The sequence below is a fragment of the Pseudomonas sp. TE3-3-F2023 genome (genome assembly GCF_036784815.1).
In the GTDB taxonomy this organism is placed as follows: domain Bacteria; phylum Pseudomonadota; class Gammaproteobacteria; order Pseudomonadales; family Pseudomonadaceae; genus Aquipseudomonas; species Aquipseudomonas pudica.
Map to the genome: position 1 here is coordinate 3,911,825 of NZ_CP145113.1, position 12,365 is coordinate 3,924,189.

General features: G+C 60.2%; 10 protein-coding genes. 3 read left to right on the top strand and 7 right to left on the bottom strand.

The window, feature by feature from the left end; all coding sequences use genetic code 11:
- Positions 1–141 precede the first annotated feature (141 nt).
- The 4 genes from V3314_RS17660 to V3314_RS17675 form a co-directional block, all read right to left on the bottom strand.
- Positions 142–2,580 carry a TonB-dependent receptor gene (locus V3314_RS17660; RefSeq protein WP_338459387.1) on the bottom strand — a complete coding sequence of 813 codons (2,439 nt, stop codon included), beginning with the start codon at positions 2,578–2,580 and terminating at the stop codon, positions 142–144.
- Between the two features lie 78 nt (positions 2,581–2,658).
- Positions 2,659–3,492: a FecR domain-containing protein gene (locus V3314_RS17665; protein WP_338459388.1), complete on the bottom strand. Its 834-nt coding sequence runs from the start codon at positions 3,490–3,492 to the stop codon at positions 2,659–2,661.
- Entirely contained in the window at positions 3,489–4,013 is a 525-nt protein-coding gene (locus tag V3314_RS17670; RefSeq protein ID WP_196188458.1) for an RNA polymerase sigma factor, read from the bottom strand. The genes V3314_RS17665 and V3314_RS17670 overlap by 4 nt, the downstream gene beginning before the upstream one ends.
- Before the next feature lie 92 nt (positions 4,014–4,105).
- Complete coding sequence (locus tag V3314_RS17675) at positions 4,106–4,492, bottom strand: MerR family transcriptional regulator (protein ID WP_046613803.1); 387 nt, start codon at positions 4,490–4,492, stop codon at positions 4,106–4,108.
- A 73-nt stretch (positions 4,493–4,565) separates the two neighbouring features.
- On the opposite strand from V3314_RS17675, the gene V3314_RS17680 reads away from it, so the two are divergent.
- From V3314_RS17680 to V3314_RS17690, 3 genes are all read left to right on the top strand, one after another.
- Positions 4,566–5,666 (top strand): SDR family oxidoreductase, encoded by a 1,101-nt coding sequence (locus V3314_RS17680; RefSeq protein WP_338459390.1) that lies wholly within the window; start codon positions 4,566–4,568, stop codon positions 5,664–5,666.
- Between the two features lie 160 nt (positions 5,667–5,826).
- The gene (locus V3314_RS17685) at positions 5,827–7,347 is read left to right on the top strand and encodes a sensor domain-containing diguanylate cyclase (protein WP_196188460.1); all 1,521 of its coding nucleotides are present in this window, start codon (positions 5,827–5,829) and stop codon (positions 7,345–7,347) included.
- A gap of 14 nt (positions 7,348–7,361) precedes the next feature.
- Positions 7,362–8,261: an EamA family transporter gene (locus V3314_RS17690; protein WP_085598420.1), complete on the top strand. Its 900-nt coding sequence runs from the start codon at positions 7,362–7,364 to the stop codon at positions 8,259–8,261.
- 48 nt (positions 8,262–8,309) lie between these two features.
- On the opposite strand, the gene V3314_RS17695 is transcribed toward V3314_RS17690, so the two are convergent.
- The 3 genes from V3314_RS17695 to dctA form a co-directional block, all read right to left on the bottom strand.
- The gene (locus V3314_RS17695; protein WP_046613806.1) at positions 8,310–9,563 is read right to left on the bottom strand and encodes an OprD family porin; all 1,254 of its coding nucleotides are present in this window, start codon (positions 9,561–9,563) and stop codon (positions 8,310–8,312) included.
- 58 nt (positions 9,564–9,621) lie between these two features.
- The gene (locus V3314_RS17700; protein WP_338459392.1) at positions 9,622–10,926 is read right to left on the bottom strand and encodes a citrate:proton symporter; all 1,305 of its coding nucleotides are present in this window, start codon (positions 10,924–10,926) and stop codon (positions 9,622–9,624) included.
- 124 nt (positions 10,927–11,050) lie between these two features.
- Complete coding sequence (gene dctA / locus V3314_RS17705) at positions 11,051–12,364, bottom strand: C4-dicarboxylate transporter DctA (RefSeq protein ID WP_108481905.1); 1,314 nt, start codon at positions 12,362–12,364, stop codon at positions 11,051–11,053.
- Position 12,365: the final 1 nt, after the last annotated feature.

Below are 12,365 nucleotides of genomic sequence, written 5' to 3' on the forward strand. Positions count from 1 at the left end.
TAGCAATGAGACAAGCATGCCAGCTGCGGATCGACCGCGGCTACCCAATATAGATAGTCCGCTCCACCTTCCTCATGCCTGGTAGAGCGAAACATGTAAAGACCACCGGGCTCGATACCGGCCCGGTGATTGCTCACCACCTTACCAATTGTGCGTATAGCTGGCAGTCAACACAGTGCCGGGTGCCGGCAAGTGGCTGGTGTTGTTGTTATTGCGCAGCAATTGGCTGTAGAGCGGGTAATAATCGCGATTGAACAGGTTCTGGATACCGACGCTTACCTTGTCGTCAGCGGAGATCTGGTACTGGCTGACCAGGTCCACTGTCGTATAGGTACTCACCTGATGCCGACCAAAGCTGTCCACGCCATCGAGCCTGTAGTCCTTGCCGTCGAAGAACGTGGCTTGCAAGCGGTTGCTCCAGTCCAGGGTCGGCTTGTATTGCACGTAGGCGGTCAGCTTCAGCGGCGGAACGCGATAGCCGGTCATGTCTTGCCAGCCTTTGCCGTCCGGTTTTTCTCGCCCGCGCATCCAGGTCGCACTCCCCCCTGCGCCCCACACCGCATCGTCCGATAGCCAATCGGCACTGGCTTCAGCACCGTAGATGCGCTCCTTGGTGCGGGTCAGAATCAGGCCATTGTTGAAACTTTGCACGTCCCCCAGTTTGGAGGTGGTGTAGAACAGCGCCAGAGTGCCGAGGGTGTTGCTGCCCAGCTCTCCTCGCCAGCCAAGCTCATAATTGTTGGTCTTGACCGGTTCCAGGTTCGATGCGTCGATATCGAAACCACGGCGCGCATTGCGCAACTGAATGCCCACGTCGGGCAATTGGAAGCCTTGGCTGAAAGAGGCGTAGATTTCCTGGCCGAGTACTGGTGAGTAGACGATACCCAGGTTCGACAGCACCGCATCGTAATGAATGTCACCTCCCTTCACCGCCACCGGGGACGCAGCCGTGGATTCGGACAACGGAACGAAGTCATCGAATTCGGCGGTGGAATATTCGTAGCGCAAGCCGCCGTCGATAGACCAATGCTCGTCGAAGCGATGCTGCAACTGGGCGAACGCACCGGCGCTTCTCGTTCTCAGCGGGGGCATGTAGGTGAGCTTGCCGGTCTTGTCGAAGACCAGGCCACCACTGGCGTCATAAGCCGCAGGGTCGAAGACGTCGAGCGGCATGTCGCTGCGCTCCTGGTTATAGTCGCCACCCCACACCAGCTCGGTACTGCCGCTGTCGCCAAGTGGCGTGCGCAGGGTCAGGCGGCTGCCGAAGACTTCACTGTTCTGCATGATCTGGTCGACGTTGCCGCCGCGGGTGGCGACGGCCCGGGCGTCGAACGGGGTGAAGCGAGTGAAGTAGTCCCGGTAGTATATCTGGGCAGAAAGCCGGCTTCCGAGAATGTCGAGATTCTCGTATTCCAGGTTCACCAGGGTGTTGCGAATGCGGTTCTGCTCGTCGAGGTCCAGGCCCTTGATCGCATTGGCCGGCACAGAGCCTGCGGGAAGTTTCGCGACGCTTGGATCTGTCGCGTAGTCGGTGTCCTGGCGGGCGTCGTAGTGGCTGACTGCGAGCTGGATTCGCTGGTTCTCGTCGATGTGCAGCCCCAGCTTGCCGCCAATGTTGTAGATGTTCGAATCGAACAGGTCGCCTTGACTGGGCTCCGGAGCGATCCGGTCGCCGTGCGCATCGTACGAGGCACCGATGTGGCGGGTGCCGAAATCGAACGAGTAGTCCACCGCGCCCTGGGAGCCTGCGAAATACTGCTGGAACTGCCCACCCAGGCCATCGCTGCCCAGGCGGCTAAGTGGCGAGGTGGCGCTCAGGCTGGTTTCGGCACGGTTTTCGCCACCGGCAGGCCGTGTGGTGATGGAGATGATGCCCCCCGTGGCGCCGCTGCCATAGATGGCGCTGCTGCCGCGAATGACTTCGACCCGTTCGATCAGTGCCGGGTCGATGTTGGCAAGGTTGCGCGAAGAGTCGCGGTTGGTATTGAGCGGCACCCCGTCGACCATGACCAGCATGCTGCGCCCGCGCAGGGTCTGGCCATACTCGGTGACGGTGCGGCTGGAGTCGGACATGCCAGGAATCGCCTTGGCGAGTACCGTGGCCAGGCTCTCTGAACCCTGGCGCAGCTCCTGCAGTTGTTCATGCTCCAGAACGGTGGATTGCCGCGTTGCGGAAACCAGGCTGCTGCTGGTGCGCGAGGCGGTGATCTCCATCTGTGCCATTTCCACGGGCACGCTCTGGGTTGCGGGGCTGGCTGCAGGGGCACCCTGCGCGACGATGACGAACGTGCGTTCATCCTTGGCCTGTACCTGCAAGCCACTGTCCTTGAGCAGCGTTTGAAGGGCTTCCTCAGGTGTGAACCGCCCTTTCACCGCAGGCGCGTTCCAACCTGCACCGAGATCGCTGGCAAAGATGATCTGAACCGAAGACTGCTGTGCGAGCGCGTTTATGGCCTCGCCCAGCGGTGCGGCGGGGAGATCCACGTTCACCTTTTCCCGGCCCTGGGCCGACATTGCGATAAGCAGGCTACTGGCGAGCAATGACAGGCGAAGTTGGCGACTGCGGAGGGGAAAATGCACTTCTCGAGTTCCTTTTTCTGGTTGGGCTTTTTTCATTAGCCGCCATGGGGATCGAGAAACCCTACCTGCACCTGAGAATTATTTTCTTGTCGGTTTGCGTTGGATCCGGACGCTGCCATCCTCTTGTTGCAGTACGGCGACGGGCAGGATGCTCGGTAGCAGATCCAGTAGCAGATCGACATTGTGCGCCTCGAACACCCCTGTCACCTTGAGTGCGCCAAGGCTTGGGTCGCTCAGCTCGATGGGCGCCTTGCGATAGTGGCGCAGCAACGACACCGCTTCATCCAGCGGCGTCTGCTCGAACACGATGCGATCATCTTTCCATGCCATCGCCCTGGAAACATCGGCCTTCGCAACCGGCGTCAGTCGCCCGCCAATCGAGTCGACCTGTTGCCCTGGCCTGAGGGTAACTGGTGCTTGTGTTGCAGCTGCCGCAACGTCCACGCGCCCACGGGCCAAGGTCACACGCACCGCGTCGTTATCCAGGCGGCGGACATTGAACAACGTACCGAGCACCTCGACTTTCGCCTGGCCAGCAGACACCACGAAGGGGCGGTACACGGCCGAGGACACATCGAATAGCGCCTGCCCTGCACGCAGGTCGACTTCGCGGCTGAGCAGACGCCAACGGATATCGACATGCGTGCCACTGTCGAGCAGCAGATTGCTTCCATCGCTCAGCAGCACAGCGCGCCGCTCACCAATGGCGGTAGCGAAACGCTCGCTCTTGTAGGCAGGGTTCAGCCACGCCAAGGCTGCAAAGGCGATCGCAAGCGCCAGCGTGATACCTGCCGACTTTACCGCTTTCGAGGGCGCTGGCCTGGCTGGCGGCATGGGGAACAGCTGTTTGAGCTCTTCACGATGTCGCCCCAGAGCCTCGTCCAGTGGCGCCTGTTCGGGCTGCTTCGTCATGGATGCACCTCATCGCGCCCAAGCCTTTGCCTGCACGCCGCCAACCCCAGCCGCAGGTGCTTTTCCACTGTCTTGACGGAAATACCGAGGCGAGCGGCTACTTCTGCCTGGGGGATTTCGTGAATCTTGTGCATGACGAAAACAGCCTGGCAGCGAGGTGGGAGGCCTGTGATAGCGTTGACGAGCAGTTGAAGCTCGCGCTCGCTGTCATACCTGGTCGTCGGGGTGGCTGCCGGGCAGGCCACCTCAGGCAGCTCGGAGATAGCCTCTACCCAGGCGTCTCGACGGCGATCGCTACGATAGCGACTCACGGCGGTGTCGTGGGAGATTTTTCGTAGCAAGGCAAGTGGGGTTCGAACGTCGTCTTTCTCACCGCGCTCAAGCAACTGCACGCACACGTCATGCACTACATCGCGCGCCATGCTTCTGTCGCCGAAGCGTCGGCGAATGTGGTCCACCAGATCGTCGTAGTGACGTACCAATGTAGACAGCAGCGTCGGTTTGGCGGGATCGAACGACACGATGCATCCTGGATGAGAGGGAGGCCCCGAAACAAGACACAAGTGTAAATGAGAAATAATTGCGAATAAACAAGCCAAGGCGTCGAGCCATGCTAAATCGCAGGAAGGTCAGGAATCGTCAGGCCGTTGGCAATGGCACTGGCTTCGAGCTTTGCACGCTCCGCATCCAGAAAGACATAGGCGGCTTGCAGTGTGGTGATCTTAGCTTGAATTTCGGCCATCTTGCTGGCCACCAAGGCCGCGCCTTGAGCGCAATCGATCGTGTTACCCCGCTTGGCCGCAAGGATGTCGGCGATCTCGGCGAGTGAAAAACCGCCGCTCTGGGCACTCTGGATAAAAGCCAGATCAATAACGGTCTGTTCGCTGTAACTGCGGTAATTGTTGGCTTGCCGATGGGCCACGATAAGCCCGAGTTGCTCGTAATAGCGCAAGGTATGGCGGCCGACTCCACTCAGGCGCTCCAACTCTCCAACATTCACAGTAGAAATTCCTTGACTGTAGAGTACGCTCTACACCTTAGCCTGCGCCGATCATCCAGACAAGGATTCAGATATGAGCGTGGAATGTTTCGTCACGGGCGGCAGTGGGTTTGTCGGCCAACACTTACTGGCCGGTCTTACTGCTACAGGGCACAAGACCTGGGTGCTCATGCGCAACCCTGAAAACATCGAGCGCCTCAAAGAGCAAGTACGGCAACTGGGAGGTGACCCTGCGTATATCCATGCAGTCGAAGGAGATATCAGCCGGGAAGAACTTGGACTCAGCGAAGCAGACAAGCAATGCGTGTCATCGTCCACCGTAATCTTCCACCTCGCGGCGCAGTTTACCTGGGGCCTGACAATGGAGCAGGCCCGTGCAGTCAACGTGCAAGGGGCGCTGAGAGTCGCCAGGCTCGCGGCGAGCCAGCGAATCCGCTTGCTGATGGTGGGCGGCTACATGCTGCAGAACCTTACCCATCTGGCAAGTATCGGGGTTGATAACGAACACCCAGAAAACACCAATTGGCCTGCAGTATACGGCCGTGTGGGGGGCTACGAAGGCAGCAAGCTTGAGTCTCAGTTCGCAGTCATCCGCTACATGCAGGAGGTAGGTACGGATTACACGATCGTTCATCCTGCTACGGTATGTGGCCATAGCGAAAGTGGGCATATTCTTGAAGGGCAACCTCTGGCCGACCTCATTCGAAATCTCGCACTGGGCCGGTTAAAGGCTGTCCCGGGTTCCGCCAGGCACTGGTTGCCATTGGTCAGCGTCGATTATCTGGTAAAGATGATGACCTGCGTGGCGTTCGACCCTTCGATGGCCAACCGGCAGGTCCTGGCGCTGTATGAACACACCCCGAATCTGCAGGGGATGCTCGAGCAGCTGGCACAAACGCTGGACATCAAGGCACCCCGCCGCCATGTACCCATAGGGTTGCTCAAGTGGCTGTTGGCGATTCCCGGGCTGGCCACCGGATTATCGATCAGCGCCGAGTCATTGAACTTCATTCAGACGCAGCGCTTCGACATGAGTGACAGCCTGAAACTGGAACAGAAGTATCAGTTGGCACATCCCGATATGGCGCGAACTTTGGAAAGGACCGTGCGCTACATCCAGGGTAACTTGCCCAATCGTCACGTTCACACTTCTGCAGACCTTGCCGGCAGATAACCAACGGGGCCTGAAAGAGCGCGTGATTCTGTCGGACATTCCAGCAATACAGGTGTTATATTATTGCGCGTGAACCAGATGGTTACTTCCTGACCGTCTGGTTAGTTAAAGCGTGTCGACGCTCAACTTGGTCCTTGGGGAAAAAGGCGTGTGAATTGACGTGAAGCGTGACATCCACCTCGTTGTGCTACTGCTATCGGTCATCGGTTGCTCTCTCGCCTCGTTAACGCTGTGGAAAGTCATGGCTTCTCGCGAGCGCGCCCTGGAAGACGTCAATGTCCATGGCCTTAACCTGACCCAGGCACTGTCCACCTATTCGGAAGGTATCGTCCGACAGAGCTCGATGCTGTTGCTCGGCCTGGTCGAGCGCCTGGAAACCGAGGGCGCCGGACCTGCGCAGATCGAACGCCTGGGTCAGCTGGTCAAGCGTCAGCAGCCGTTGATGCCGCCGATGAGCGGCATCACCATCTACGCCAAGGACGGGCGCTGGCTGATGTCGTCCAGCCGGCCGATCCCCGACGGTGCAAACAGCAGCGACCGGGCCTTTTTCATCCACCACCGTGACGATCCGTCTCGCGACCCCTTTATCGGCCTGCCAATCCGTAGCCGCGTCAATCAGGAATGGGTGATCACCATCAGCCGGCGATTCAACGATGGCCGCGGCGAATTCGCCGGCGTTGTAGCCATGACGCTTGGCGTGGAAAACTTCCTGCAGCTTTTCGGCAAGCTGGACGTCGGCCATGACGGTGCAATCGGACTGTCCTACACCGACGGTTCCATGCTGGTGCGCTATCCGTTTCGGGAACAGGACATGGGGCGCAACTTCTCGAAGTCGCCAATCTTCACCAAGTACCTCATCGATCAGCCGGTGGGCACTGCATCGTTCACTTCCAGCCTGGACGGTGTGGAGCGCCTCTATGCGTTTCGCAAGAGTGACAAGATACCGCTGGTGACAGCGGTTGCCTTGGGCAAGCAGGAAGCACTCGCAGCCTGGCGGTTCGAAGCGCTGCTGTCATCGCTGGTGGTCGCTGCACTGCTCGCACTGATCGGGGCCATTGGCTGGCTGCTGATACGTGCCATGAGCCGGCGAAGCGCGGTCGAAAACGAGCTGCGACTGACCCAGCAGCGGTTGCTTGAGAGCAATCAACGGCTGGAAAGCCTGGCGATGCACGATGCGCTGACGGGGCTCGCCAACCGGCGCTGCTTTGACGAGGCGCTGACCCAGGAAATCCGCACGGCTCATCGAAACGGGACCACGCTGGCTTTGCTGATGATCGACATCGATCACTTCAAACGCTACAACGACACCTACGGGCATCCGGCTGGCGACGCCTGCTTGCAGCAGATGGCTACCCTGCTCTCTTCCTGTATCCGCCGCCCTCGCGACCTGCTGGCACGCTACGGCGGTGAGGAAATGGCGGTGATCCTGCCCGATACCGACAATGACGGAGCAGCTGTCGTTGCCAGGTTGATAATCGAGCGCCTGGCCTTGCAACCCGTCCCTCACAAAGGCAGCCCTTTCGGACATGTGACCGCCAGTATCGGCATCGCCTGCTCCGATGGGACGGCCCTCGACAGTCCGCCATCGCTGATTGAACGCGCCGACCAGGCGCTCTATATCGCCAAGCAAGCAGGCCGTAATTGCCTGCATGTCGACCAAACGAATGTACAAAGCCAATGACACGGAATGTATTGATGCACTCTCATTTCGGCAAAGGCGTCCTCTTTGCACTCAGCGCCGCGGCACTGAATGCAACGATCGGCGTACTCAGCAAGGTGTTGATGAACAGTGGATTCAGCTCCAGCAGCATCGCCCTGATAAAAACCGTACTTGGCTGCCTGCTGCTGTCAGCCTTGCTCATGTTCCTCAAGCGGCCCCTGCATACGGCCAAGTGGCTTCCTGCAGCCGTTTGCGCCTTTCTCGGCATTTTCGTGCTGTTCCATTTTGAAACCTCGGCCTATAGCCATTACGCCGCGGCAGGCGTCGTGGTGATCCTGATGGCAAGCGCCTCCATTTCTTCGATATTGCTGGGGCGGATAGTCCTCAAGGACCCCATCACCGCCAATGCGACAGTAGGCGCCGGGTTGGCGATAGCCGGTATTGCCGTGATCTTTGGAGCCGACCTGGAACAAGGCTTCACCCTGCAAGGCGCAGTGCTCGCTTCGATCGGAGGCTGCGGTTATGGCGCATTTTCGGTTGCCATGAAGCGCATGGGCGTTTCCGGGGGGCTGCATTTCACCCGGCAACTGTTGTTTTTCGGCAGCCTCTACCTGCTGATGCCGGCTGCGACCGATGGGTTCATCGTGGGAGAGCTGTCGCTGGCGGCAGTCATGGCATTGCTGGCTCTGGCCGCGTTGCCGACCATCCTCGGTTTCTTCTGTACCACCAAGGCCATCGAATATCTGAAGCCGTCGCAAGTCCAGGCACTGGAACTGACTGAGCCGCTGTTCGCCGCGCTGCTGGCGTTCGTGGTCCTCAATGAGGTACCGCGAGACACGTTGTACCTGGGGGCCGGGCTGATCCTCTTCGGATTGTGTTTCTCCAATGAGTTGATCCGACTGGGCAAGAAAGCGCCACAGCCGTCCGAAGCGTGAAGCGCGTGCGAACAAGCGCCCCGAAGCGCGCATGCTCGCGCGGCCGCATTACCAGATCGCTATATCGTAGGTCAGGTAGATCCGGTTGCTGTCGCGCCCTCGGGAAAAGTCAGAGCGGTAGACGTAGTTGCGAACTTTCACGCCCAGCCCTTTCACGGGCCCGGACTGCACCACGTAGGCGAGCTCCACGTCACGCTCCCACTCGCTGAGGCCGGCGTCAGCAGAGCGACCGTTGTCCCCGCTCAGGTAGCGCGCCATGAAGGTGAGCCCGGGGACACCGGCCGCGGCAAAGTTGTAGGCATAGCTCGCCATCCAGGTTTTCTCTTCTTCCTCGATGAACTTGCCGATGCCCACGTTGCTGAACGAGTAGACCGTCGCACCGCTGATATACGGCAACCCAGCCTCGCCATCGAGAATCTGGTAACCGGCGCCGAAAGTATGACCGGAATGAGCGTAGGACAGCTGCCCACTGAACATGTCGTTGTCGATCTGACCACCATGAGCGGCCCCGCTGTCGCGGCTCTTGAAATAGCGCAATTCGGCGGTCAACACGCCGCCGGCCAATGGCAGGTCGTGGACCAGGCCTAAATAGTCCTGACGATAGAAGTGTTCGAGCTGGCCGTGGAAATAGCTCAAGCGCAGCTGCTTGCTGACGGCATAGTCGGCCCCGGCAAAGTTGAAATCGCCAGACTCACCGCCACTGTAACCATCCAGGAACAGGCCGGTGCTGTCGGAGGAGTCCCGCTGCTTGAAGCGGTTCAGGTGGCCGGCGGTCAGGGTCAGGCCATCGACATCGGTGCTGGTCAGTTGCGTGCCCTGGTAGGTTTGCGGCAACAATCGCGCATCGTTGTACACCAGCACCGGTGTCTTGGGCAGCAAGGTGCCATGCTTGACGATGGTCTGCCCCAGGCGCGCCTTGGCCGTCACCCCGGCACTGGCGAACTCGTTCGCGGCACGGCCATCGTCATGCACCGGCAGCAAGCCGGTACCGCTGCGCCCGCGGCCCGAATCGAGCCTTACGCCTACAAGCCCCAGGGCATCGAGCCCCAGCCCGAGCGGGCCTTGGGTGAACCCTGACTGGTAGTCGAGCAGAAACCCCTGCGCCCATTCCACCCGCTCGCTCTTGGCATTTGCAGCAGCGCGGGCGCTCATGCCTTGTTCGTCGCGGAAGTTTTCGTTGAAGTAAACGTTACGCAGCTGCAGCTTGAGCTTGCCGTCGTCGATGAATCCGGCAGCGCCGGCCACAGGCAGCCAGCCGCAAAGCAGGCCACAGGTGGCCCCACGGAAAACAGTTCGGGACATTTTCGATACTCTGTTGTTGTTCTTGGATGAGGTGGGCGCCAGCGGCGCCCGAAGCAGATCAGACGAAGAAGGACAAGGCACCCGTGACCAGGGCCAGTGCGGTGATGACCAGCGATGTCAGCACCGCCCATTTCACGGTGGCCTTCTGGAAGTCGCCGATGTCGCGATCGACCATGCCCACCAGCAGCAAGGTCGAGGCCACCAGCGGGCTCATCAGATGCACCGGCTGCCCCAGCACCGAGGCACGGGCGATTTCAACCGGGTCGATGCCGTAGGCGGCCGCAGCGTTGGCAAGGATCGGCACCACGCCAAAGTAGTAAGCGTCGTTGGACAGTACGAAGGTCAGCGGCATGCTGGTCAGCGCCACCACCAGCGGGAACCAGTGGCTCCACGCCTCGGGAATCCAGTCGACCAGGGTCTGCGCCAGCGCATCGACCATCTTGGTGCCCGAGAAGATCCCCGCGAAGATGCCTGCGGCGAATACCAGCAGTACCACGGTCATGGCGTTGCCAGAGTGGGCGAGGATGCGCTCTTTCTGCAGCTCCAACTGCGGGTAGTTGATCATCAGCGCTGCGACGAAACCAATCATGAACAACAGAGCGGAGTGCATGACACCCATCACCAGCGCCGTCATGACGGCAATCACCAGCACCAGGTTCACATACGCCAGACGCGGGCGCTTGTGCGAATTGTCGCCGAGGATTTCCTTGATGTAGCAGTTGCCGCCACCCGACTCCAGGGCGATGTTGCCGATGCGTCGGCGCTCGGCTCGGCCCAGCAGGAAGGCGGTGAACACCACCCAGGCGGCACCGCCGATCACGGTCGGCAACATGGGGATGAAGTACTCGGTCGCATCCAGCCCGAGCGCGGCAATGGCCCGGGTTGCCGGCCCACCCCAAGGGCTCATGCCACTCATGATGCTCAGCGACAGCATGGACACCGTGGCCAGGATCATCGGGTTCATGCCAATGCGCTTGTACAGCGGCAGCATGGCGGCGCAGGTGATCATGTAGGTGGTGGTGCCGTCACCGTCGAGCGCCACCAGCAACGACAGCAGCGCGGTACCGATGGCGATCTTGACCGGGTCGCCATTGACGCGCTTGAGGATCTTGCGGATCAGCGGGTCGAACAGGCCGGCATCGATCATCAGGCCGAAGAACAGGATGGCGAACAGCAGCAGCGCTGCCGAGGGCGCCACCATTTTCAAGCCATCAAGCATCATCTTGCCCAGTTCGGGGGCGAAGCCACCGATCACAGCGAAGACAATGGGTACCACGGTGAGCGCAACGATTGGCGACAGGCGTTTGCTCATGATCAGGTAGGTGAAGGTCACCACCATGATCAGGCCCAGGAGTGCGAGCATGGTCTTTTCTCTTGTTTTTATTCTATTGCGGCCATCGGCAAGGCAGACGGCCCCCTACCCCACTCGGCATCGCCAGGATGCTGAGTGGGATTCTAATTCAACAGTGGGAGGTGGAAGTGGCTTTTCAGCCGTGATGCCGGGGCTCGGCAGACCAGTCGGCCTGCGCAGCATCCGCCTTGTCCGGTACAACCGGAACGCCGTTCAAGCGGCGCAGCAAGGTTTCCCGTTCGCAGGCATTCTCCGACAGCGAGATGACCACGGTGGCCACGGCGTTGCTGGCCAGGCTGGTCAGGGCACGCGCCTCGGACATGAAGCGATCGATGCCGATCAGCAAGGCAAGCCCTGCCAACGGGATGTCGTGAATGACGGTCAAGGTCGAAGCCAGTGCAACGAAGCCACTACCGGTCACGCCCGCTGCGCCTTTTGACGACAACAGCATGATCGCCAGCATCGTCACCGTCTGGCCGAGGCTCAGGTCGATGTTGCAGGCTTGAGCGATGAAGACCGCCGCCAACGACAGGTAGATGGCAGTACCGTCGAGGTTGAAGGAATAGCCGGTTGGCAGCACCAGCCCGACCACGCCTTTCTTGCAGCCCAGTTTCTCGAGTTTTTCCAGCATGCGTGGCAGCACGGGCTCGGTGGACGAGGTGCCGAGCACCACCAGAAACTCCTCGCGGAAATAGCGCAGCAGCTTCCACAGGCTGAAGCCATGGGCACGGCAGATGCCGCCGAGTACCACCAGCACGAAGAATGCACAGGCGATGTAGAGCGTACCGACCAGCTTGGCCAGCGCCCCCAGGGACGTCACACCGTACTGCCCGACGGTGAACGCCAGCGCACCGAAGGCGCCGACCGGGGCGAAGCGCATCAGGTAGCCAAAGATGCGAAACACCATGCTAGAGGCAGACTCCAGCACATCGAGTACCGGCTTGCCCTTCTCGCCCATGGACGACAGGGCAAAACCGCTGAGCACCGCGATGAACAGCACCGGCAGCACTTCACCCTTGTTGAACGCCCCGATGAAAGTGTCGGGAATGATGTGCATGAAGAAATCGACAACACTGAGTTTCGCCGCAGACGCGGCGTACTGGCCGAGCCCCTCGGTGCTAAGCGTGGCCGGGTCGATGTTCATGCCGACCCCGGGGCGGAACAGGTATACCGCTGCCAGGCCGATCATCAGGCTGATAACGGTCAATACCAAGAACAGCAGCAAGGTCTTGCTCATCAAACGCCCGAGGGAGCGCTTGTCGGTCATCCCGGCAATGCCGGTGACGATGGTGCAGAAGACCACCGGCGCGATCATCATCTTGATCAGCTTGATGAACGCATCACCCAGGGGCTTGAGCGCAACGGCCTGTTGCGCCCAGAAGTGACCGACCACCACGCCCAGCAGGACGGCGCAGAGGATCTGGAAGTACAGCGATTTGGCGAGTCTCATG

Bases quoted from the DNA above. Each gene is read 5' to 3' on its own strand.
- V3314_RS17665 (WP_338459388.1), bottom strand. From the start codon at position 3,492: ATGACGAAGCAGCCCGAACAGGCGCCACTGGACGAGGCTCTGGGGCGA.
- V3314_RS17680 (WP_338459390.1), top strand. From the start codon at position 4,566: ATGAGCGTGGAATGTTTCGTCACGGGCGGCAGTGGGTTTGTCGGCCAA.
- V3314_RS17690 (WP_085598420.1), top strand. From the start codon at position 7,362: ATGCACTCTCATTTCGGCAAAGGCGTCCTCTTTGCACTCAGCGCCGCG.
- V3314_RS17695 (WP_046613806.1), bottom strand. From the start codon at position 9,563: ATGTCCCGAACTGTTTTCCGTGGGGCCACCTGTGGCCTGCTTTGCGGC.
- V3314_RS17700 (WP_338459392.1), bottom strand. From the start codon at position 10,926: ATGCTCGCACTCCTGGGCCTGATCATGGTGGTGACCTTCACCTACCTG.
- dctA (WP_108481905.1), bottom strand. From the start codon at position 12,364: ATGAGACTCGCCAAATCGCTGTACTTCCAGATCCTCTGCGCCGTCCTG.